We start from the raw sequence: 23963 nt of genomic DNA on the forward strand, positions 1-23963 counted from the left end.
TCAGGTCAGCGAGTAACGAAAGGTGCCCACCTTGTCCACTTGAACCAGTATTCTCTCGATCGGGACCCCGTCGGCCATTCGGCTCAACACGGCGGTTGCCAGATCGGGAAGCAGCGTATCAGACAGGATCCCCTCGATCGCCCTGGCGCCGGCACTGCTTTCCGCACACCGCGCCGCCAGCAAATCGATGATCGCTGCATCGAACTCCAGTTCGGCACCGTAGCGATCGTGGAAACGCTGCCGTATCCGTTGGAGTTGCAATGCGGCGATTTTCCTGAGCGTTTCATCGTTCAGCGGCACGTAGGGAACGAGCCGGGTGCGTCCGAGAAACGCCGGTTTGAACACTTTCAGCAATGGCTCGTGCAGCAGTTCGGCGAGAGCCGATGCCTCGGGCGCGGTTTCGGGGTCAGCATACAACTGCGTCAGGACATCGCTACCCGCATTCGATGTCATGATGATGACAGTATTCTTGAAGTCGATGTCGCGGCCTTCGCCGTCCTTCATCTGTCCCTTGTCGAACACCTGGTAGAAAACGTCCTGCACGCCGGGATGCGCTTTTTCCATCTCGTCGAGCAGGATCACCGAATACGGCCGGCGTCGTACCGCTTCGGTCAGCACGCCGCCCTCGCCGTATCCGACATAGCCCGGCGGGCTGCCCATGAGCAGGCTGACCTTATGCTCCTCCTTGAACTCGCTCATGTTGATGACGGTGAGGTTCTGCTCGCCGCCATACAGCAGCTCGGCCAGGGTGAGTGCCGTCTCGGTCTTGCCGGTGCCCGAAGTGCCGATCATCAGGAACACGCCGATCGGCTTGCGCGGATCGGTCAGCCCGGCGCGGGAGGTGCGGATCGCCTGCGCCACCGCCGCCAGCGCGTGATCCTGGCCGACGATGCGACGCCCCATCGCCGCCTGCAGGTCCAGGATGGTGCGGATCTCGTCGGACTGCATGCGCCCGGTGGGAATTCCGGTCCAGGCGGCGACGATCTCGGCCACCGCCTGCGCATCGACCACCGGAAACACCAGCGGCTGCTCGCCCTGCAACGCCTGCAGCCGCTTGCGCTGCTCGGCATAATCGGTGCGGAGTGCGGCCCGGTCCTGCGGCGTGTCCGACAGCTCGTCCCCCGCCTCGATCCCGTCATCGGCCGGTCCGGCCACCGGGCTCAGCATGCGCGTCCGCAGATCCTGCAGCGCCACCACCACCTCGCGCTCGGCGTGCCAGCGCTCGACCAGCCCGGTATGCCGCGCCGATACCGTCTCGTGCTCGGCGTTCAGCGCCGACACCCGGTCATGATGCGCGGCACCGAGGGCGTCCTCCCGGTGCAGGCTGCGGCGCTCCGCATCGATCAGCCCGAGCCGCCGCGCCGCGTCCTCCACCGCAGGGGGTGCGGCGGACTGGCTCATCGCGACGCGCGCGCAGGCGGTATCGATCAGGCTCACCGCCTTGTCCGGCAGCTGCCGGCTCGGGATGTAGCGTGCCGACAGCCTGACCGCCGCCTCCACCGCCTCGTCGAGGATCGGGATGCCGTGATGCTGCTCCAGCGTGGCGACCAGGCCGCGGATCATCGAGATCGCGGTCGCCTCGTCCGGCTCGGCGATCACCACCGGCTGGAAGCGCCTGGTCAGGGCTGCGTCCTTCTCGAAATACTTCTTGTATTCCGCCCACGTGGTCGCGGCGATGCAGCGCAGCTCGCCGCGTGCCAGCGCCGGCTTCAGCAGGTTGGCGGCGTCGCCCGATCCGGCGCTGCCGCCGGCGCCGATCAGGGTGTGCGCCTCGTCGATGAACAATATCACCGGCGTCGGGCTCGCCTGCACCTCGCGGATCACCGCCTTCAGCCGGTTCTCGAACTCGCCCTTGACGCCGGCGCCGGCCTGCAGGAGCCCGAGATCGAGCGTGCGGATGCTCACATCGGCGAGGGCCGGCGGGATATCGGCCTGGGCGATCCGAAGCGCCAGGCCCTCCACCACCGCGGTCTTGCCGACGCCGGCCTCGCCGACCAGGATCGGATTGTTCTGCCGCCGCCGGGTCAGGATATCGATCAGCTGGCGGATTTCCGGATCGCGCCCGAGGATCGGGTCGATGCGGCCGGCGCGCGCCTGTGCGGTCAGGTCGACAGTATATTGAGCGAGCGAGGGCGATCCCTGCCGGGGTGGGCTGTCCGCCGAGCCGGCTGCATCCGGCGCCCCGCCAGCCGCCGCGCTGCCAGCCGCCGCCGCGCCGCTACCGAAGGCGCTTGCCGTCTCTCGGGATTCGCAGCTGTCACGCAGCAGCCGCGGCAGATCGGCGCGATCGATGGCGCTCTCGAGCCGGAACAGCCGGGGCAGGGTGCGACGCAGGCCCTGCGACAGATCCTCGTCGGTAAGCAGCGCCATCAGCAGGTCGGCCGAGCGGATCGCCCCGGCGCCGCGCTCGACCGAGGCCAGCAGCCAGGCCTGTTTCATCAGTGCCACGATCTCGGGCGACAGCGCCGGCGCGCGGCCGTTGCCGGTCTTCATGCCGTCGAGTGTCGCCTGCAACTCCGCGGCAAGGCGGCCCTCGTCGAGATTGGCTCGGGCCAGCAGCAGCGGAATATCGCTGCCGGAGGTGCCGATCAGCTGCAGCAGCCAGTGCTCGATCTCGACATTATAGTGTGTGCGGGAGAGCGTGAGGCCCGCCGCCGCTTCCAGGGCACGTCGGCAGGTTGCGTCCAGCCGTGCGACGAGCAGGGAGAGGTCGATGGCGGCCATGCAGTCTCCGGCTTGCCCAATCCTGGACCGGCAGTCTTGCACCGGGGGGTGCTTGACGTCATGGTCGTAACGTTAGGTTCTCGTAAGCCACCTGTCCAGCAAGCCGGTGGACCTGAAATTACCGGTCCGGCACTTGTCTTCTTCTTGTCGTTTTCTTTCCTGGCACCCGCCCGGCGCGTCCGCCCGGGCAACTCGGATATGAACGCTCTTGACGCTACCGGCCATCGATATCGACGCGCTGCTCCGCCCGATCTCCGAGGATAACCCTGCCGGCACCGATCCGCGCACCGACGTCTCGCCGCAATCGGTGTATTTCCGGCTGCGTGACGCACGCGCCGAGGCTCGCCAGATCGAGCGCAACGGCGATCACGACGGCGGCGACACGGGAACCCCCACCGCCTGGAACGCGGTCCGCGACCATGCGCTCACCATCCTCTCCGGGATCGGCAAGGACATCGAGGTCGCCGCCTGGCTCGCGGAGGCGCTGGTGCGTCAGCGCGGGCTGGCCGGCCTGACCCAGGGTGCCGTCCTGATCACCGGCCTGGTGCGTGGATACTGGAACCAGGGGCTGTATCCCGGCCCCGACGAGGACGGGCTCGAGGGCCGCACCACGCCGGTCGCCGGGCTGAACGGCGTCGGCAATGACGGTACCCTGATGCAGCCGCTGCGCAAGCTGGTGCTGTTCGACTACGCCGACCAAAGCGCCGTGACGCTGTGGCGTTTCGAGCGCGCCGAGGAGGTCGAGGGCATCGGCGAGGCGGCCAAGAAGAAGCAGAAACTGGCCTCGGGCGTGCTGCCGTTCCGCGATCTGGAGGAGGCCGCGCGGACCATCGGGGCAGCAAAACTTGCCGCAACCGGTCACGAGGCGGACGCGACGCTGGTGGCCTGGCGCGGCCTGGAGACCGCGCTGGCCGAGGTTGCCGGCCGCGATGCGCCGCCATCGACACGGGTCTCCGGCCTGCTCGAGAAGATGATCCGGATCGCCGAACGCTACGTTCCGGACCGCTTGGCGCAGCTCCGGTCGGCGCAGACCGGCGAAGCTCCGGAGGCGGTGGGTGACGGCCCCGAGGGCGCGGCCGAGGCGGGCGACGAGCAGGCGACCGGAGAAGGCGTTCGCGCGAGCCCGAAGCGCCCGACCCGCGAGGGCATGCTGGCGACCTTGCTGGAGGTGGCCGAGTTCTTTCGCACCCACGAGCCGCACTCGCCGCTCGCCTACACGCTCGACGAGGCGGTGCGGCGGGCAAGGATGTCGTGGCCGGAGCTGCTCGGCGAGCTCGTGCCCGACCCGGGTGCGCGCGCCGTCATCCTGTCGCAACTGGGAATTCGTCCGGATGCAGGATGATTGTCACGTAACGATCTTACGATTATTTCTGATACGGTCAGGATTGGGCCGCCCGCGTCTCAGCATTGACCGTTGCCCCACGCGGCGCTTAGGCTGAATTGGGCGCTCAGGCCCCGGGTAGCGTGCTCGCCGGCGCATGCGTCTGGCATTGGACCTCCTGATCTGTGCGACCTGGAGCCAGTTTCGACATTCTGGCACAGTCGGTGGACGGTGCGTTGACGGCGACAAGGAAGGGGCTCCGATGAGCGGAAGCATTCATGACAAGCTGAAGCGGGTGCGCCGTCCGCGCGTCCATATCACCTATGAGGTCGAGACCGAGGGTGCCGAGGTCGTTCGCGAGCTGCCCTTCGTGGTCGGCGTCATGGGCGATTTTTCCGGCGATCCGACGCAGCCGCTGCGGCCGCTGGCGGAACGGAAATTCATCCAGATCGACCGCGATAATTTCGACGAGGTGATGACCCGCCTGACTCCTGGCCTCAACCTCGTCGTGCCGAACAAGCTGGTCGATGACGGCACCGAGATCGCCGTTTCGCTGAAGTTCAACTCGATCGAGGATTTTGAGCCGGCGCGGGTGCTCGACCAGGTGCCGCCGCTGCGCGCGCTGTTGGAGACCCGCAACAAGCTGCGCGACCTGATGAGCAAGGCCGACCGTTCCGAGGAACTGGAAGCGCTGCTCGAGCAGATTCTCAAGCACGGCGAGGACCTCAAGCAGGTGTCCAGCCAGCTCGGCACGAAGAGCGAGGCCTGATCGATGTCGCAGACCACCTCACCGGACTCCGGTGCGCCCAAGACCGTCGAGACCACCGACCTGCTGAGCCAGGTCGTTTCCGCGACCAGGCAGACCGAGCCCGATCGGGCCCAGGAGCTGGTGCGGGCCCTGGTCGAGCAGGCCGAGGCCGGCACCATCAAGTTCGACCGCAACCTGAACCGCACCATCGAGCGGGCGATCGCCGCGATCGACGACAAGCTTTCGGCGCAGCTAAACGAGATCATCCATGATCCGCGCTTCCTGAAGCTGGAAGGCTCGTGGCGCGGTCTGCATTATTTCGTCATGAACAGCGAAACCGGCACCATGATGAAAATCAGGGTGCTGAATTCGACCAAGCGCGAATTGAACCGCGACCTCACGCGCGTGGTCGAGTTCGACCAGAGCCTGATGTTCCGCAAGATCTACGAGAACGAGTTCGGCACGCCCGGTGGCGAGCCGTACGGCGCGCTGATCGGCGACTACGAGTGGGGCAACCACCCGGACGACGTCGAGACGCTGCGGCTGATCTCCAACGTCAGCGCGGCCGCGTTCGCGCCGTTCATTTCCGCCGCCGGCGCCGGCATGTTCGGGTTCGACAGCTGGACCGAGCTCTCCAAGCCGCGTGATCTCGCCAAGATCTTCGACACCGTCGAGTATCAGAAATGGCGCGGCTTCCGGGATAGCGAGGATAGCCGGTTCGTAGCCCTGGTGATGCCGCGCGTTGTGGCGCGCCTGCCGTATGGTGCCGCGACCAAGCCGATCGAGGAATTCGAGTACGAGGAGGCGCCGCTCGACGTCGCCCGCAAGCCGGTCGCGATGCCGCACGACCAGTATTGCTGGATGAACGCCGCCTACGTGATGGGCGCGCGCCTGACCGATGCGTTCGCCAAGCACGGCTTCTGCACCGCCATCCGCGGTGCCGAGGGTGGCGGCAAGGTCGACAACCTGCCGACGCACATCTTCCAGTCCGATGACGGCGACATGGACGCCAAGTGCCCGACCGAGATCGGTATCACCGACCGGCGCGAATACGAGCTGTCCAATCTCGGCTTCCTGCCGCTGTGCCACTACAAGAACCACGATTACGCGGTGTTCTTCGGCGGCCAGACGGCGCAGAAATCGAAGGAATATGATCGTCCGGACGCGAGCGCCAATGCCCGTATTTCGGCGCGGCTGCCCTACATCATGGCGACCAGCCGGTTCGCGCATTATCTGAAGGTGATGGCGCGCGACAAGATCGGCTCGTTCATGGAAGCCGAGAATTGCGAGATCTGGCTGAACCGCTGGATCCTGAACTACGTCAACACCAACGAGAATGCCGGCGCCGAGGGCAAGGCGAAATATCCGCTGCGCGAGGCCCGGGTCGAGGTGCGCGAAATTCCGGGTCGTCCGGGTGCCTACAACGCGATCGCCTATATGCGTCCCTGGCTGCAGATGGAGGAACTCACCACCAGCCTGCGCATGGTCGCGCGGATTCCGGAAAAGGCCTGATCCCGGAAAACTCCATGATCGCCGCAGAGGCCGCCCTCGCATCTGCGACGGGCGGCCTTTCGCTCAGGGACGCGGTGCTGGAAGGCGGCTTCACCGGGCCCGATACGGTCGCGGTCGCCAACCGGCTCGGCCGTTTCCTGCGCGGTGGCCTGGACGGATTGTCCGACTGGTTCGGCCCCCGGCAACTGGCGTCGATGGCATCCCCAGGGCGTGATCCTGGTCGATGCAGCCCGGCAGATGACATTCGCGGATTGATCGACCGCGACATCGCGCTGATCGACCAGCTCATCGCCGAGCAGCTCGACGCCATCCTGCACGACACCCGTTTCCAGCGCTTCGAGGGCTCATGGCGCGGGCTGGCCTGGCTGGTCGACGGGCTCGATGCCTCGGTGCCGGTGCATGTCCGGGTGCTGTCGGTGACCTGGCGCGAGATCTGCCGCGATCTCGATCGGGCACTCGAGTTCGACCAGAGCGCGTTGTTCCGGATGATCTACGAGAACGAGCTCGGCCGCGCCGGCGGCGAACCGTTCGGGCTGCTGGTGATCGACCACGAGATGCGCCACCGGCCGCCGCGCCGCCGCATCCAGGACCCGCCATCGGTCGACGATGTCGCGGCCCTGGCCTCGCTCGCCGCCATTGCCGCGGCCGCGTTCGCACCCACGGTCGTCGCCGCCGCCCCCGAGTTGCTCGGCGTCGACATGTTCGGCGAGCTCGCCTTGTCGTTCGATCCCACCACGGCCCTGCGTGACGACGACCACGTCCGCTGGCGCACGCTCTCGACGCGCGAGGACAGCCGGTTCCTCTGCATCACCATGCCGCGGGTGCTGGCGCGGCCGCCCTGGACGGCGGATCCCGCGCGCCAGGACGGCTTCCGCTACGCCGAATACGCGCCCGGTCCGCGCGAACGTACCTGGTCGGTCGGCTGCTACGCATTCGCCTCGGTGGTGGTGCGCGCGCAGACGCAGTTCCAGTGGCCGGCCGACATCCGCGGCGTCGATCCGGATCGCGTCGGCGGCGGCCTGGTGCCGGACCTGGTGCTCGAGCCGTTCGGCACCGATCGCGCGCGCGGCTGGTGCCGGCAGGCGCTCGACCTGGTGCTCACCGACGGGCAGGAGCGGCTGCTGGTCGATGCCGGGCTGATCCCGCTGAACCGCCTGCCGCACGGCAACGAGGCAGCGTTCAGTTCGGTGCGCAGCATGCAGGCGCCGGCCTACCAGGAGCGCAGCGTGCGCGACACCGCGGCCGCCGGCGCCAATGCGCGCCTCTCGTCGCAGATCAACTCGATGCTCTGCGTGTCGCGGTTCGCGCATTACCTGAAGGTGATGGGGCGCGAGATGGTCGGCTCGATGCTGACCGCGGGCGAAATCGAGCGGCGGCTGCAGGGCTGGCTGTCGCACTACACCAACGGCAGCACCCGCGCCGGTCCGGAAAGCCGGGCGCGGCATCCGCTGGTTGCCAGCCAGATCAGCGTGCGCGAACACCCGGATCGTCCGGGATCGTTCGGCTGCGTCATCCATCTGCAGCCGCATTACCAGCTCGACGACATCGAGGCCTCGTTCCGGCTCGTCACCGAGTTGACCGCACATGGCTCGCGAACCTGACCCTGGCCCGGCCGTTCTCCTGGCGTTTCGTTTCCGATTGACTCGAACCCTGCAATCGACGGGAATACCGCAATCATGAGCCCAGACCAGATCGATGCCGGCACCACGGATGGGTCCGCCCGCACCCCCGGCGCGCTGTTCCGTGCGGGTCACCTGGAGGCGTCGATCACCGCCGCGAACGAGGCGGTGCGCAGTAGTCCGAATGCCATCGCGAACCGCCTGCTGCTCGCCGAGCTGCTGCTGTTCACCGGACGTTTCGAGCGCGCCGACACGGTGCTCGCCGCTGCCGAGGCGATCGATCCGTCGGTCGGGCTGGTGGCGTCGGAGTTCCGGCACCTGCTGCGCGGCGAGATCGCCCGCCGCCAGACCTGGCAGGAGGGGCGGGTGCCGGAGTTCATCGGCGATGCAAGCCCGGCGCTGGGCCTGTCGCTGAAGGCGCTCACGTTGTTGCGTGAGAACGACCAGGCCGGGGCAGCCGAGGCGGCGGCGGAGGCGGAGGCGATCCGGCCGCGGGTCCCGGGCACGCACGAGGCCACCGGCTTCGATGATTTCCGCGACGCCAACGATCTGTGTGCGAGCTTCGTCGAGGTGCTGACGGTCACCGGCCGGTATTTCTGGATGCCCACCGATCGCCTCGAGGACGCGGTGTTCCATCCGCCGAAACGCCCGCGCGACCTGTTCTGGCGCCGTGTCAGCATGACGGTGCGCGACGGCCCCGACGGCGACGTGTACATGCCCGCGATCTATGCCGGGATCGTATCCACATCGGTCTCCGACCAGGCGCCGGATACCGCGGAGGAAGCGCTGCGTCTCGGCCAGACCACCGACTGGAGCGGCGAGGCGCTGGTGACCGGTCGCGGGCAGCGGCTGTTCCTGGTCGGCGAGGAGGGCTTGGCCGCGCAGGATCTCGGCAGCCTCGTATTCGGATGAGGCAGCTCCGGTGAGGATGCAGCGCCTTCCGGTCGCGCGCGAGACCACCCGCCGGCTGCAGAGCTCGGTGTTCGACCGGCTGCTCGACACGGAAAGCGGGTTGCATCCGGGCATCGGCCAGGGACCGGTGCGCATCGACGAGTTGGCGGCACTCAGGATGTCGGTGCATCGCGACCTCGAGGGGTTGCTCAACGCGCAACGACCCTGGGCGTCGGTGCCGCCCGGCCTGACCGCCCTGCGCAGCTCCGGCCGGCAATATGGCCTCCCGAATTTCACCTCCGGCGCGCTCAACCGTCGCGAGGAGCGCGAGATCCTGCGCGAGGAGATCGAGACCACGATCAGGCGCTTCGAGCCGCGGCTGTCGCAGGTCCATGTCCGGCTGGTGGACGAGCCGGACCGGCTGCGCAGCACGTTGCGACTGCGGATCGAGGCCCTGTTGCGGGTCGAGCCGGTGGTGGCGCCGATCGCCTTCGACACCACGATCAATGCCGCGACCTCGGAGATGGTGCTGCACCTGCAGGGCGCGCATGGCCAGGCGCAGCAGCCGACCCTGGCCGGCACACCCCCCGCCGGCGACCGCTAGCCGATGTCCGACGATCTGCTGCCCTACTACAACCGGGAACTGGCCGCCCTGCGCGAGCTCGCGGTGCAGTTCGCGGAAGCCAATCCGAAGGCTGCCGGCCGGCTGCGGATGGGCACCGACGCGGTCGACGATCCGCATGTCGGGCGGCTGCTGGAGGGTGTCGCGTTCCTGTCGGGCCGCGTGCATCGCCGCCTCGACGACGAGTTCCCCGAGCTCACCGACGCGCTGCTCGGCGTGCTGTATCCGCACTACCTGGCGCCGGTGCCGCCGGCTTCGGTCGTGCAGCTGGTGTGCCAGCCCGACCTGAAGGTGCCGGTGCAGGTGCCGCGTGGGACTGCCATCGAGACCGAGCCGGTGGAGGGCGAGCCCTGCCGCTTCACCACCACGTCCGATGCCACGCTCTGGCCGATCCGTGTCACCAGCGTGCGCCTGACCGGGCTCCCGCTTGCCGCTCCGGTCAATCCGCAGGCGCGCCAGGTCCGCTCCAGCCTGCGCATCGTGCTGGAGACCGCCAGCCCCGACACGGTTTTCGCCGACCTCGAGATCGACCGGCTCCGGCTGTACCTTCGCGGCCCGATCGAGCAGAGCCTCGCGCTGTACGAGCTGGTCTGCCGCAACGGCGTCGGCGTTGCCTGTGCGGATGGCCCGAACGACGTTTCGCCGACGCTGCTGCCGGCTTCGGTGATCCAGCCGGCGGGGTTCGCGCCCGACGAGGCGCTGTATCCCTGGTCGGCGCGCTCGTTTTCCGGCTTCCGGCTGCTGACCGAGTATTTCGCGCTGCCCGAGAAGTTCCTGTTCATCGACCTGGCCGGGCTCGATGCCCGCACCATGCTGCACGCCAGCAACCGTCTCGAGATCTTCATCTATCTCGATCGTGCCATGCCGGAACTGGAACGTTCGCTGCGGCCGGATGCGGTGGCGCTGGGCTGCGTGCCGATCGTGAACCTGTTCGAGACCCGCTGCGAGCCGGTGGCGCTCACCCACGAGGACACCGAATATCATATCGCCGCCGACCATCGGCGACCGCGCGGGCTCGAGATCTGGAGCGTCGAGCGGGTCCGCGAGCTGCACGGTGACGGCTCGTCGCGACCCTGGCGTCCGTTCTATCGGCACGCGCCGCACGATTTCGCCGAGGATCGCGTGACCGGCCAGGGCGATGCGCCGGCTGCCGGTTTCTACAACGTGGTACGCCGTCCGGGTGCGCCGTCCTTGGGCGGCACCGAGCTGTATCTGGCGCCGATGGATCCCGACCTGTCGGTCGAGCGGCCGGCGGATGCGGTGCTGTCGATCGATGCGCTGTGCAGCAACCGCGACCTGCCGGCGCTGCTGCCGTTCGGCAACGGCCAGCCGCGGCTGCATCTGTCGGACGGGCTGGGCGGGGTGCAGTCGGTCGAGTGCCTGGTCCCGCCGACCGCTTCGCTGCGCGCCCAGCTGCATGACAGCCGGGCCTGGCGGCTGATCTCGCATCTGTCACTGAGCCATCTGTCGGTGGTCGGCGGTCCGGCCGGTGCCGAGAGCCTGCGCGACGTGCTGCGGCTGTACGACCTGCATGACAGCGCCGAGACCCGGGCGGCGATCAGCGGCCTGGTCGGGGTGTCCTCGGCAGGCGGCACGGCGAGGGTGCCGGGTGCGCGGCCGGGCGCATTCTGCCGCGGCCTCGATGTCACGCTCGAGTTCGACCCGCGGATCTGGGAGAGCGCCGGGCTGTTCCTGCTGGCCAGCGTGCTGGACCGGTTCCTGGCGCTGCACGCCACGGTCAATTCGTTCGTGCGCACCAGCGTGTCCCTGCAGGGCCGGCCGGGACTGGTCGCACGTTTCCCGCCACGCGCGGGCGCGCGGGTACTGTTGTGAGTGGGCAGCTGACCCCCGAGGCGGCGCCGGGGGCAATTTCGGATGCCGATCCGGACGTGTTCGAGGAGCCGGCCGATCCCGATCCGACGCTGATGCTGCCGCCGGTCGTGCTTGCAGCGCCGGTGGCCGCCCGGCGTATTCCGCGCGCGCGGCGCAGCCTGCTCGACCGGCTGATGCAGCAGCCGCAGCGCTTCTCCTTCGACGCCGCGGTCATGGTGCTGATGCAGGCGTCCGGCCGTCGTGACCCTGGGCAGGCGACGCAGTTCCACGCCCCGGTCGGCTTCGCGTTCCCCGGCTCCGACGTGCTGTCGGTGGAGAAGCGTCGCGCCGGCTTCGTCGCCACGGTGACGCCGATCGGGCTGACCGGACCCTCCGGCGTGCTGCCGCGGCCCTATACCGAGCAGGTGGTGACCGAGCAGCGCCGTCGCTCGCCGGCACTGGCGGCGTTCCTCGACGTGCTGGCGCAGCGCCCGGTGGCGCAGTTCGCCGATGCCGGCATCAAGTACCGCCCGCACCGCGCCGCCGCCGCCGCCAGGCTGGAGGGTGCGGGCAAGTCCGACGCTGCCCGGCCGGCGGACCCGTTCGCGGCGCTGCTGCTGGCACTCGGCGGTTTCGGCACCGCGAACCTAGTGTCGCGCCTCGGCGTGGAGCCGGAGCCGGTGCTGCATTTCGCCGGCCAGTTCGCCACCCGCCCGCGATCCGCCGACCGGTTGCAGGCGATCCTGTCCGACTGGCTCGGCCAACCCGTGGAGATCGAGCAGTTCGCCGGTAGCTGGTTGCCCGTCGCCCTGGAAGAGCGCTCCGCCCTGCCGGTCACGCTGTCGAACGGTGGCGCCACACCCTCCTTCAACCAGCTGGGCGTCGACGCCTCGGCCGGCGAACGGTGCTGGGACGTGCAGTCGCGCATCATCCTGAAAGTGGGCCCGCTGGACCGGGAGCAGTTCCGCGCCATGCTGCCGTCCGGTCGGCTGCTGCAGCGCCTGGTGGCGCTGGTGCGGGCGTATCTCGGATTCGAGACGGCGTTCGCGGTGAACCCGATCCTGGCCGGGGATGCGGTGCCGCCACTGCAGATGTCAGGGGATACGCCGCCGCAGCTCGGCTGGAACAGCTGGCTGGGCTCGGCCGGCGCGCGCACCGGGGACGCCGACGAGGCGCTGTTCGAGGCCGAGCAGGTCGAGGTGGCGCAGGCCGGTGTGGCGCAGGCCGGTGTGGCGCAGGTCGGTGTGGCGCAGATCGGGGCGGGGCACGCATGAGCTGGAGCCACGGCTACGTCGCCGATGTGCCCTACACCGCCAGCTATCACGCCTACCAGGCGCCATCGCAGCTGGGGCTGGCCTGTCTGCTGAACCGCGTCCACGCCCCACTGCCGGCGCGACGCGACGACCTCACCTATGTCGAGGTCGGCTGTGGCCGCGGGCGGACGGCACTCTGCCTGGCAGCGAGCAACCCCGGCTGGCGTGTGATCGGCATCGACCTGCTGCCGGCCCACGTCGCCGAGGCGCGCGAGATCGCAACCGAAGCCGGGATCGGCAATGTCGAGTTCATCGAGGCCGACCTCGCGAGTTTCGATGCGTCGCTGCTGCCGGAGATCGATGTCGCCAGCGCGCACGGGTTCTGGAGCTGGGTCGCCGATCCGGTGCGGGACGGCCTGGTGCGGATCCTGGCAGCCCGGCTGCGCGCCGGCGGGCTGCTGCATCTGAGCTACAACGCGCTGCCGGCCTGGCAGGAGGCGATCGGGCTGCAGCGGCTGCTGATCGAGGCCGGCGACCGCATCGGCGGGCGCAGCGACCATCGTGCGGCGGGTGCGCTCGAGCTGGTGCAGGCGCTGCGTTCGGCCGGTGCCGCGCACCTCAACACGCCCTACGTGTCCGGGCTGATCGACCGGGCGCGCGGCCTGGCGCCCGGCTATGTCAGCCACGAATACATGAACCGGAGCTGGCGGCCCTGCTTCCATGCCGACGTGCTCGACGCGCTGGCGCCGGCGCGGCTCGACCATGTCGGATCGGCGGTGCTGCTGGAGAATTTCCCCGAGCTGGTGCTGACCGACGCGCAGCGCGCAATCTGCGACCGCATCGACGAGCCGCGGCTGCGCGAACTGACCCGCGACATCTGCATGCAGCGCGCCTTGCGGGATGACGTGTATGTGCGGGGCGCCCGCCGGATGTCGCGCGAGGCCCAGGAGCAGGCGCTGGCCGAGCTGACAGTGTGCCTGACCCGGCTGCCGGACGAGATCGTCTATGCGCTGAAGACCGCCAGTGGCACGGCGACGCTGACCCCCGAGTTCTTCCGGCCGGTGGTGCAGGCGCTGGGTGAGGGGCCGCGTCGGGTCGGTGACCTGCTGTCGATCGCGGCGGCGGCAGGCCAGGGTCAGGGCGGCGTCGGTCGGGCGATCGACCTGGTCGGCATGCTGGTGGGCTCGGGCCAGGCGATGGTGGTGACGCGGCCGGAGGCGTCCGTGGACAGCGCCGGATCCGCGGCCGGGAGGCTGAACCGCGCGATCGCCGGGCGCATCACGGCCGACGAGCCCGGGCCATCAGGCGAGACCGGGCAATGCGGCCTGGCGAGCACGCGTCTCGGGGCCGGTCTGGCCTGCGCTCCGGACGCCTTGGTCGCGGCTGTGCAGGCGGCCGGCCCGCCCGGTGACGCCGCACCGCCGGTCGATGCGAGGCTGCCGACATGGCGTCACGCCGGTATCCCGGGTATTCCGCCTGAGGCTGACGAAGTCCTGCAAATGCGATCGATCTTGTAACGGCTTCCGACGTTGATCAGGCTGGCATAAGGTCACGTTATGACGTTCATCGAGAAATCGCGCCGGGGTGCGACGATCCGCCCAACCGCGTTTGCCGCCGATACAGCCGGCGTGCTGCGTCGCGCTCTGCTTGCCGCCACTCTCCTGTCGCCGCTGATCGCCACGGCAACTGGCGCGGCGCAGGCGGCTGACGCTCCGGTCGTCCCGTCCGCATCCGCGGCATCGACCGGTTCGGCGCTGCTGATCGGCAACGGCCGGTCCGCATCGCTGCCCGCCCTGCCGGATTGCGAGCCGGCGCTGCGCGACCTCGGCGATCGGCTGCGCGGCCAGGGCGACGATGTGACGGAGGTAATGGATGCACCCGGTCCGGCCCTGCGCGCGGCGATCGGGCATTTTGCCGCAGACCTGTCACTGTCCGGGCATGTGGTGGTGGCGTATTGCGGCTATGCGATGGCCGATGCCGACAAGCTGTTCCTGCTCCCCGCCGACGTTGCCGACGTGCAGCCGGCTGACCTGCCGCGTCGGGCGCTGATCGCCCGCACCGTGTCCCGCATCCTGGCCCGCCACGCATCGCTGTTCGTGGCCGAGCTGCATGTCCCTCCCGGTCCGGGCAACGCGGCGGCCGTCACCTCGGGGATCCAGTCGCTGCGTGAGGAGACCGCGCCGGACACGCATTTGGCGGTGGCACTGGAGCCTGCCGCCGCCGGCGCGTCGCTGATCGGTGCCTTCGCCAGCGCGGTCTCGACCTCGAAGGACTGGCACAACTTCTCCGAGCCCGTCGCCGGCGCGACCCCGCATCCGGCCGCGACGCCCCCCGCACCGACGGCCTCGACTGCGACCTCGCCTGCGCCGAGTGCTGCCGGGCCGTCGCCGTCCGCACCGACAGTTCCGGGTCCGGCGGGTCAGGCCGACGCCGCCGCAAGTCCGGGCGTTGCAAGTTCGGGGTCTGCGAGCCCGGGAACGGCGGGCCCTGGGGAGGCGACCGCACCCGCAACGCCCGGGCCGGACCATTCGGCGTTGCCGACTAAGGCCGGTGCCGCCGGATCGGACGCCGCATCGGCGCCGACCCCGGGCACGTCGCAGGGTGTGCCTGCGGCCACGGCCAGCGCGCACGCGGCGGACAGCGCGCCGTCTCCGGCAATCCCCGGCACTCCCGCCACCGGCACGCCGGTCGCGAGTACCGGACCGCACCCGGCGCCCGGTGCGGGGGATTCCAAGCCGATCAGCCTGGTGCCGCCGCGCAAGCCGCATGTCCGGCCGCCGCCGCCTCCCGATGATGGCGGATCGCCGACCATCCGGCGCATCCAGGTGGCGCTGGTGGCACGCGGCCTGATGAAGGGCGACGTCACCGGCCATACCGACCCGGCGACGCAGGGGGCGGTCAGTGCCTACCAGAAGTCGCTCGGCCATCCGGCGACCGGCTTCCTGACCTATCAGGAGATGTCGAGCCTGGAGCCCAAGAAGTGAGTCCCGGTTCGATGAGCCTGCGCCTGAAATTCAACCTGGTGATGCTGGCGACCTTCGTCGTCGGGCTGCTGCTGGCGGCGTTCTTCGTGCATCGGATCAGCGTCGAGACCGCAACCCAGTCGCAGCTCGAACAGGCGCGGGTGATGATGGGCGAGGCGCGTGCCACCATCCACTACACCGACAGCGAGGTGGCGCCGCTGCTCGCCGAGCAGATGAAGGTGCAGTTCCTGCCGCAGGCGATCCCGTTCTTTGCGGCGGCCGAAAGCTTTCGGCTGCTGACCCGCGACTTCCCCGACTACATCTTCCACCAGGCGACCACCAACCCGACCAACCCGTCGGATCTTCCGGCACCCTGGGAGGCGGCGATCATCCAGCGCTTCCGCGACGACCCGACCCTCACCAGGCTGGTCAGCCAAAGCCAGGTCCAGGTGGGTCAGGACGGGAAGGCGCATGGTGGGGTCGGGAGCGCTGGCGAAGGCGGCCAGGTGTTGTCCTACGCGTTGCCGATCAAGGTGACGGAACAGTCCTGCCTGTCGTGCCACTCGACGCCGGAGGCAGCACCCACCACCCAGCTCGACGTGTACGGCTCGAAGAACGGCTTCGGCTGGCACATTGGCGACATCGTCGGCGCGACCATCGTCTCGGTGCCGGAAACCTACGCGCTGCAACGGGCCAACCACCTGACGCTGGTCACTGTGGGCTGGCTGGTGGTGGTGTTCGCGGTGATGCTCGGGCTGGTCAACCTGCTGCTGAATGCGGTGATCATCCGGCCGGTGCGCCACATCACCGAGATTGCCGACCGGGTCAGCCTCGGGGACTTCACCGCACCCGAGTTCGAGGTTGGCGCAAAGGACGAGATCGGCTCGCTCGCGACCTCGTTCAACCGCATGCGCCGCAGCCTCGAGAACGCCATGAAGATGCTCGGTGACTGAGGCGGGGGTCACCCGGGGTGGGGCGGCCAGCGTGAGGAGTGCCGAGCTTCCGCCGCGCATCGGGCGCTTCGAGATCCAGTCGCTGCTGGGGCGCGGCGCGATGGGTGTCGTGTATCGTGGCCATGATCCGGAGATCGACCGGTCGGTCGCGATCAAGCTGGTGCGCGCCGACCTGCTCGACGGCGACGAGCGCGATGCCTATCTGGAACGTTTCCGCAACGAGGCCAAGATCGCTGGCCGCTGCATGCACGCCAATATCGTCGGCATCTACGATTTCGCGCTGTTCGAGGGCAACCCGTACCTCGTCATGGAATATATCGACGGCGTCGGGCTCAACCAGGCGGTGGCGCGCGGCACCAAGTTATCCATGCAGGAAGCGGTGCATATCGCGCTGCAGGTGCTCGACGCGCTGGATTATGCGCACCGCTTCGGCATCGTGCATCGTGACATCAAGCCGGCAAACATCCTGCTGACCCGGCAGGCGCGGCTCAAGGTCACCGATTTCGGCATCTCGCGGCTGGCCAGCACCGAGCTCACCGCCGCACCGCTGATGATCGGCACGCCGAGCTACATGTCGCCGGAGCAATGCACCGGCGATCCGATCGACAGCCGCAGCGACCTGTTCTCGCTCGGCAGCATCCTCTACGAGTTGCTCGCCGGCGAGCGTCCGTTCCAGGGCATCAGCTACACCGAGACGATCTTCAAGCTGGTCAACCAGCCGCACCAGAGCCTGCTCGAGCTGCGCCCGGACCTGCCGCTGCATCTGAGCGAGATCCTCGACAAGGCGCTGGCCAAGAAACCCGCCGACCGGTTTGCCGACGCGCTCGAATTCGCCGCCGCCCTGCGTTCGGTGCCGCCGCCGCTCGACGCGATGCCGACGGCGGTGTCGGGCGTGAGCATCCCGACGGGCTCGGTCGCCGAGCCACCCGACGCCGATCCGGACCTCGACACGATCAAGGTGCCGATCCAGAAGCCGGTGCCGTCGGGCTGGGGCGATCTCGCCGCCACGAGCACGTCCGGGACCGGCGGCTCCCGGACCGGCAGCTCGGCCACTGGCAGCCTGGGTACGGGCATCTCGGGCACTGGCCGCCCGGGCTTCGATCTCGACCCGGCGCTGGTGGACACCATCATCCGGCGCCTGGCGCTGCGGGTCGGGCCGATGGCGCGTGTGTATGTCCGCCAGTCGCTGCGCGAGGCACGATCGCCGGACATGTTCTGCGACCTGCTGTCGGGCGGCATTCCGGATGCCAGGGAGCGGGAAGGGTTCCTGCTCGAGGCGCAGGGGCTGTTGAAGCCGCCGGTCGTCGAACCGCCCGCACCCGGCCCGAGTGCCGAGGAGCCGACGCCGCAACCCGAGCCGGCGCTGCGTGCGGCCGACGCGGCGCCGGTGTTGCCGCATGCGGATGCGTCGTCCGCCGGGATTGCGCCCGCGATGCCAGTGATCCCTCCGAGCCCGCAGCCACAGCGGCTGCTCACCGAGGAGGACATCCGGCGCACCATCGCGGCACTTGCCCAGGTGATCGGCCCGATCGCGCCACAGGTGGTGCGCCGGGCGGTGGTGCGCGCGCATGATCGCGCGTCACTGGCAAACCTGTGCGAAAATTTCATACCCCGGGACTCGGAGCGGATGACGTTTCGCGCGCTGCTCGGATTCTCGGAATGAAAATGCACCGGACAGCGCCGGTATCCGGCCACCGGCCATTCGTCGGTGGCCGCTTCGAGTGCGAAATATGGCGGTGCGGCCGGGTTGATGTCATGATCAACATCCGAGACGGGTCACCACCGCAACGGAGAAATTACTGACGATGTCTGGTGGACAGCTTCAGGCCCTGTTGCTGCTGACGTCGCCGCTCGGCGATGACAGCCTGCCGTTCCAGGAAAGCGTACTGCATGGTGTCGGCCTGCACGCGCAGGAGGAAATCAGCCGGCCGTTCGAGGTGTCGATCACCGTCGTTTCGACCACGCGCAGCATCGATCCGGACGAGCTCGTGTATCAGCCGGTGGGACTGACCGTTCGCAAGCAGCCGGGTGCGGATCGGTTCTTCAACGGCATCGTGCGGTCGATGAGTGCGATCGGCCAGGCGCAGCGCTCGCGCTGGATGTACCGGCTGGATGTGGTGCCGCGGCTATGGTTCCTGGGCCAGACCGAGGATTGCCGGATATTCCAGAACAAGACGGCGCAGGACATCCTGCAGACGATATTCTCCGAGCATTCCATCCAGCCGGTGGAGTTCCGCATCTATGGCGACAAGCCGGTGCGGGAATACACCACGCAGTACAACGAGACCGACCTCGCCTTCGTGCATCGGCTGATGCAGGAGAGCGGCTGGTTCTATATTTTCGAGCACACCAAGAGCACGCATACGCTGGTGGTCACCGACCGCAACCAGAGCTTCAAGCCGGTGTCGAAACCGCCGCACTGGGTGATCCACGAGGGCAACAATATCGACGTGTTCGACCAGTGGGGCGAGGCGCTGTCGACCGCGCATGGTGAGGTGAAGCTGCAGGATTACGATCCGACCCGGCCGAACACGCCGATCATCGGCACCCAGACCACCACGCAATCGACGCCCGGCGCCGCGACCCGCGACGTGTTCAACTGGCCGGCACTCACCACCGACAACAAGATCGCCGGCGACCGTGCGAAATACCGCATCGAGAATGCGGAAGCCGCCGCCTCGCTGTGTCATGGCCATGGCTACGACCAGGAATTCATGCCGGGACGCCGCTTCACCCTGGCGAAGGATCCGTTCACCGAGGCCGAGGGCATCGATTACGCGCTGCAGTCGGTGCGTCACGAGGCCAGCGACGATACCTGGATCGGCGGCGCGCAACGGCCGCATTACGAGAACAGCTTCAGCTGCTTCCTGCAGAAAACCAATTGGCGGGAGCCCGCGCGCAACACCAGGCCGGCGATGACCGGCATTTTCTCGGGCATCGTGATCGGCAACGACGGCGAGGAAATCCACGCCGATAAATACGGTCGCATCAAGGTGCGGCTGATGTTCGACCGGCGCAAGGATACGGTCGCCGGGATGGCGACGTGGGTGCGTGTGATGCAGCCCTGGTCGGGCAACACCTGGGGCTGGCAGCATCTGCCGCGGGTCGGCAGCGAGGTCGCGGTCAGTTTCATGGACGGCGACCCGGACTCGCCGGTGGTGGTGGGCTCGTTCTACAACCAGAACCAGATGCCGGTGTTCGAGATCCCGGGCCAGCAAACGAAGCAGGGTTTCCGCAGCCGCTCGACGTTGCATGGCGGCACGCAGGATTATTCCGAGTGGTCGGTCGACGACAAGAAGGGCGAGGAACTGCTCTTCGTGCATGCGCAGAAGGACTACACGACCGAGGTCGAGAACGACCAGCGCCTGACCGTCGATCGCGACCGCATGGTGACGGTCAAGCGCGACGAAACCGTAATGGTCACGCGCAACCACAGCCTGGCCAGCGAGACCGGCCACGTCACCATCGAGGCTGCGCTCGGCATCACCTTCCGGGTGGCGGAGAACACCATCCGGATCACGCCCGAGGGCATCCTGATCAACGGCATGACGGTGAACATCGTGGCAGACGCGGTCATGTCGCTGACCGGCGCCAGTGTCGTGAACGTGGAGTCCGCGGCGATGGTATTGCTCGACGCGCCGCTGATCTTCTCGACGGTGCCGGTGGTGCCCAATCCGGAAGAGGTGGAAACTGAATCTGCCGTCATCGAGGCCAGCATGACGGCGCTCGCCGCCTCCGACGTGTGATCGTCATGAGTGATCTGTCGAGATCGTCCAGCTTGCCCCTGTCGGACCGCGCCCCGGTGCCGCACAAGCTGCGCCAGATGCCGGCCGCCTGGCTGCAGCAACGGCTGAAACTGGTGCCGGCCTCGCCCATGCTGCGTGACCGGCCCTCCTCGCTGGTTCTGCTGGACCGTCTCGAGCGGGCGGCGGAGACCGACGCGGCACTCTGCCTGTCGGCCCATGCGCTGCCGCCGCGCGAGGCGGTCTGGTGGGCCTGCATGTGCGCCCGCTCCACGGCACCCGCGGCCGCGCTCGACGCCGACTCCGCAGCCGGGCACGCGGCCGAGGATTGGGTGCGCAGCCCGGGCGATGCGGCGCGCGCACGCGCCTACCGGCTCGCCCACCAGGCGAAATTCCAGTCCCCGGAAGCGATGGCGGCGATGGCGGCGTTCTGGACCGGTGCGGCGGACGCCATGCCGGTGACGGCGGAAACAGCGCGCGCGCAGCAGGGTCGCAGCGTCGAGAACGCGGTTCGGATGGCCGCCGTGCGCGGTCCGGTACATGCTCGCGCCTTGCGTGTGCACGCGTTCCTGCAAAGTGCGCGCGACATCGCCGCCGGTGGCGCCGGACGGATCGGAGCCGGTTCCGGTGCAGGTCCCGGTCCCGGTTCCGGGGCAGAGACGGAGAACTGACCATGCTGACGCTCAGTGTCCTGCGCTGCCCGACCGGTGTTCCGCCGGAAACCCGCACGATCAGCGGCACCGAATTCTCCATCGGCCGCGACCAGAAGAACGACTGGGTGCTGCCCGATCCGGACCGCTTCCTCTCCAAGCGCCACTGCGTGCTGAGCCTCGGTGCGTCCGGCTGGCAGATCGCCGACACCAGCACCAACGGCACCTACCTCAACCACGACATCGATCCGATCCGCGAAGCCCCGCGCGGACTGCGCGACGGCGACCGCATCCTGCTCGGCGCCTACGAGATGGAGGTCTCGATCCAGGCCGCCGAGGAGCCGATGTATCCGCCGGGAGGAGAGGCGGAGGATGCGCATGATGGGCTGCATCCGGACCTGCACGGCGATCCCGATCCCGGTCCGATTGGCCCCCGTGCCACCGGCGGCGGGGCGACCGGTGCGGCGGCGTATTCGGATGACCGGCTCCTCGGCGACCCGTTCCCGCCTTCGCCGCACGATCCGCTCGGCCTGGCGACCGGCCACCAGATCGGGCTGCCCGACGATTATGATCCGCTCGCACCGGCCGACGAGCTGCGGGACAACGCGCCGGTGGTGCAGGACCGCGCCTTCCTCGATGCGCGCTACACGCCGCCGCGCACCTCCGCCGATCTGCTGCCCGACGACTGGGACGACGAGACGCCGCTGCAGCCTGCTGCCCGGACCGCTCCGGCAGCCGAGCCGCCGCCCGTCGTTCCCCCGGCGCCGGCCGCCGATCCGCTCGCCCTGTCACCGGAGCCCGTGTCTCACCCACCGCTTGCAGCGCCGGATTGGCAGGCGACGCTGCCTGAGGCTCCACCGGAAGCGGCGCCCGTGCTGCCCGATCATCCGGCCTCTGCGGTGGCGCCTGCGCCGCTGCCGGAGCTGGAACCGGTGGTCGCCCCGCCGCCGGCTGCCCCTCCCTCGGTGGCGCCATCCCCGTCGACCCCGGAAGTGTCGTCGTCCACAGCTCACGGTTTCCAGAACGACAGGGCCACCGCGCCGGCGCCGGTCCTGGTGCAGCCGCCGGCGCAGCGACCGGGTCGCCCGGCCGATCCGGCTGCGTCGGCGGGTGGCGAGGCCGGCTTCGCAGCGTTTCTCGAGGGTGCCGGCGTAATTCCTGCCGCGATGCCGGGCGAGGCGGTCTCCCTGGCGACGCTGCGATCGCTCGGCGGCGCGTTCCGGGCGGTCGTGCATGGCATCCGCCGGATCATGATCGGCCGCGCCTCGATCAAGGGCGAGTTCCGCATCGAGCAGACGATGATCCGGGCCAGCGGCAACAACCCGCTGAAGTTCTCCGCCGACGACGAGGACGCGCTCGCGGCATTGCTCAATCTCGGCCGCCGCAGCGACGTGTCGCCGGAAGCCGCGATCGCCGACAGCCTGCGCGACATGCGGCTGCACGAGATCGCCATGACCACCGCGATGCAGGAGGCGGTGCGCGATCTGCTGGCGCGCCTCGAGCCGAAGCGGCTGATGGACCAGGTCGGGCATCATCCGATGGACAGCCTTGCGGTGTGGCGGCGGGCGCGCGGCTGGACGGCGTTCGAGACGCAGCACAAGCAGGTGGTCGAGGCGCTGTCGGATGATTTCGACAGCGTGTTCGGCAAGGCGTTCGCCCGTGCCTACGAGCGCGCGATGGCCGAGATCGAGACGGCGCCGGAGCAGGCGCTGGAGGCGCCCCGGTCCGCTGGCCGGTCGCGGATGCGCAGCAATGGATAGGTGTGGCGGGCGGCCGCGCGCTGCAGGAGAGACCGCGTGAGCTGGACCAATCGCGTCGCGTGGCAGGAGGGCATGTTCCTGCGCGCACAGCATTTCCAGCAGCAGGATCGCTGGGCGGAAACCCAGCTGCGGGCCAGCCTGGCACATCTGCGGCCGCATCCCTGGGGGGTGAGCAGCCTCGGAATTGCCCGCGACCTGCTCAATGCCGGCCGCTTTGCGCTGGATGGCGGGGCCGGGCTGTTCGAGGACGGCACCCCGTTCCAGATCCCGGGCGAGGCCGACTTGCCGGCGCCGTTCGAGGTCCCGGATACCGCGCGCAACGTGCTGATCCACCTCGCTTTGCCGGTCCGCCAGGCCGGCGCGCTGGAGATGGCGACGGCCACCCGCGACGAGGGCCGCTACCGGCCGCGCGCCTTCGAAGCATACGACACGCAATCGGGAGTGAGCCAGCCGGCCGAGTTGCAGGTCGGCCGGCTCAGGCTGCGCTACATGCTCGATACCGACGACCGCGAAGGCTATCTCTGCCTGCCGGTGGCGCGCATCACCGAGGTGATGTCGGACCGGCGCGTGGTGCTCGATCCGCGCTGGATCCCACCGGCGCTGCTGTGCTCGGCGGTGGCCCCGCTGGCGGCGATCCCGGTGGAGCTCGCCGGCATGCTGAACCAGCGTGGCGAGGCGGTGGCCGCCCGGCTGACCGCGCCCGGCCACAAGGGCAGCGCCGAGATCGCGGATTTCCTGCTGCTGCAGGCGGTGAATGGCTGGCAGGTGGTGATGGCGCACCATGCCGATGCCGGCAACCTGCATCCCGAGGAGCTCTACCGCGCGCTGCTGCAGATGGCCGGCGAGCTCTCGACCTTCACCGACCAGCGCCGGCGTCCGAGCACGTACCCCCCGTACCAGCAGGCCGACCTGCAGCGCTCCTTCGCGCCGGTGCTGGCCGATATCCGTCGCTCGCTGTCGGCGGTGCTCGAGCAGACGGCGGTGATGATCCCGCTGCAGGAGCGCCGGCATGGCGTGCGCGTCGGCGCCATCACCGATCGCAGCCTGCTGGCGTCGGCGAACTTCGTGCTGGCGGTGCAGGCGGAGATGCCGACCGAGAACCTGCGCCGGCTGTTCCCGTCGACGGTGAAAATCGGTGCGGTCGAGCATATCCGCGAGCTGGTCAACGTGGCGTTGCCGGGCATCGGGCTCAGGGCGCTTCCGGTGGCGCCACGGCAGATGCCGTTCTACGCCGGCGCGTCCTACTTCGAGCTCGACCGGAATTCGCGGCACTGGCAGCAGATGGCGGCGTCGGGCGGGTTTGCGGTTCATGTCTCGGGCGACTATCCGGGGCTGACGATCGAGCTCTGGGCGATCCGCAGCTGAGCCGCGGCCGGATGCAGCGACCCATGA

17 protein-coding genes are annotated in these 23963 nt (G+C 69.0%); 16 read left to right on the plus strand and 1 reads right to left on the minus strand.

Features of this window, described 5'->3' with window-relative positions; all coding sequences use genetic code 11:
- On the minus strand, positions 1-2724 hold the full coding sequence (gene tssH / locus ACOEQ2_RS16740; protein ID WP_419729079.1) for a type VI secretion system ATPase TssH: 2724 nt from the start codon (positions 2722-2724) through the stop codon (positions 1-3).
- Between the two features lie 208 nt (positions 2725-2932).
- On the opposite strand from tssH, the gene tssA reads away from it, so the two are divergent.
- The 16 genes from tssA to tssK all read left to right on the plus strand — a co-directional run bounded on the left by tssA (position 2933) and on the right by tssK (position 23936).
- On the plus strand, positions 2933-4066 hold the full coding sequence (gene tssA / locus ACOEQ2_RS16745) for a type VI secretion system protein TssA (RefSeq protein WP_419729080.1): 1134 nt from the start codon (positions 2933-2935) through the stop codon (positions 4064-4066).
- Positions 4067-4214: 148 nt separating this feature from the next.
- Positions 4215-4814, plus strand: coding sequence for a type VI secretion system contractile sheath small subunit (tssB, locus tag ACOEQ2_RS16750; protein ID WP_419729081.1), 600 nt, complete (start codon positions 4215-4217; stop codon positions 4812-4814).
- 3 nt (positions 4815-4817) lie between these two features.
- A complete protein-coding gene (gene tssC, locus ACOEQ2_RS16755) occupies positions 4818-6305 on the plus strand; it encodes a type VI secretion system contractile sheath large subunit (RefSeq protein ID WP_419729082.1) in 1488 nt (495 codons plus the stop codon).
- A gap of 14 nt (positions 6306-6319) precedes the next feature.
- Positions 6320-7906, plus strand: a complete 1587-nt coding sequence (tssC, locus tag ACOEQ2_RS16760) for a type VI secretion system contractile sheath large subunit (protein WP_419729083.1) — start codon at positions 6320-6322, stop codon at positions 7904-7906.
- 75 nt (positions 7907-7981) lie between these two features.
- Positions 7982-8836 carry a type VI secretion system accessory protein TagJ gene (locus ACOEQ2_RS16765; RefSeq protein WP_419729084.1) on the plus strand — a complete coding sequence of 285 codons (855 nt, stop codon included), beginning with the start codon at positions 7982-7984 and terminating at the stop codon, positions 8834-8836.
- A gap of 16 nt (positions 8837-8852) precedes the next feature.
- On the plus strand, positions 8853-9419 hold the full coding sequence (gene tssE, locus ACOEQ2_RS16770) for a type VI secretion system baseplate subunit TssE (protein ID WP_419729085.1): 567 nt from the start codon (positions 8853-8855) through the stop codon (positions 9417-9419).
- 3 nt (positions 9420-9422) lie between these two features.
- Positions 9423-11270 carry a type VI secretion system baseplate subunit TssF gene (gene tssF, locus ACOEQ2_RS16775; protein WP_419729086.1) on the plus strand — a complete coding sequence of 616 codons (1848 nt, stop codon included), beginning with the start codon at positions 9423-9425 and terminating at the stop codon, positions 11268-11270.
- A complete protein-coding gene (gene tssG / locus ACOEQ2_RS16780) occupies positions 11267-12523 on the plus strand; it encodes a type VI secretion system baseplate subunit TssG (protein ID WP_419729087.1) in 1257 nt (418 codons plus the stop codon). Before tssF ends, tssG begins: the two co-directional genes overlap by 4 nt.
- A complete protein-coding gene (locus ACOEQ2_RS16785; RefSeq protein ID WP_419729088.1) occupies positions 12520-14019 on the plus strand; it encodes a class I SAM-dependent methyltransferase in 1500 nt (499 codons plus the stop codon). The genes tssG and ACOEQ2_RS16785 overlap by 4 nt, the downstream gene beginning before the upstream one ends.
- A gap of 39 nt (positions 14020-14058) precedes the next feature.
- Positions 14059-15486, plus strand: coding sequence for a peptidoglycan-binding protein (locus tag ACOEQ2_RS16790; RefSeq protein WP_419729089.1), 1428 nt, complete (start codon positions 14059-14061; stop codon positions 15484-15486).
- The gene (locus ACOEQ2_RS16795; RefSeq protein ID WP_419729090.1) at positions 15483-16418 is read left to right on the plus strand and encodes a c-type heme family protein; all 936 of its coding nucleotides are present in this window, start codon (positions 15483-15485) and stop codon (positions 16416-16418) included. Before ACOEQ2_RS16790 ends, ACOEQ2_RS16795 begins: the two co-directional genes overlap by 4 nt.
- Positions 16411-18081: a protein kinase domain-containing protein gene (locus tag ACOEQ2_RS16800; protein ID WP_419729091.1), complete on the plus strand. Its 1671-nt coding sequence runs from the start codon at positions 16411-16413 to the stop codon at positions 18079-18081. Before ACOEQ2_RS16795 ends, ACOEQ2_RS16800 begins: the two co-directional genes overlap by 8 nt.
- 142 nt (positions 18082-18223) lie before the next feature.
- A complete protein-coding gene (locus tag ACOEQ2_RS16805) occupies positions 18224-20164 on the plus strand; it encodes a type VI secretion system Vgr family protein (protein ID WP_419729092.1) in 1941 nt (646 codons plus the stop codon).
- Positions 20165-20169: 5 nt separating this feature from the next.
- Positions 20170-20832 carry a DUF6931 family protein gene (locus ACOEQ2_RS16810; RefSeq protein WP_419729093.1) on the plus strand — a complete coding sequence of 221 codons (663 nt, stop codon included), beginning with the start codon at positions 20170-20172 and terminating at the stop codon, positions 20830-20832.
- Between the two features lie 2 nt (positions 20833-20834).
- Complete coding sequence (tagH, locus tag ACOEQ2_RS16815) at positions 20835-22571, plus strand: type VI secretion system-associated FHA domain protein TagH (protein ID WP_419729094.1); 1737 nt, start codon at positions 20835-20837, stop codon at positions 22569-22571.
- A 36-nt stretch (positions 22572-22607) separates the two neighbouring features.
- Entirely contained in the window at positions 22608-23936 is a 1329-nt protein-coding gene (gene tssK / locus ACOEQ2_RS16820) for a type VI secretion system baseplate subunit TssK (protein WP_419729095.1), read from the plus strand.
- Positions 23937-23963: the final 27 nt, after the last annotated feature.

This window comes from Lichenicola sp. (genome assembly GCF_965198575.1).
Classification (GTDB): domain Bacteria; phylum Pseudomonadota; class Alphaproteobacteria; order Acetobacterales; family Acetobacteraceae; genus Lichenicola.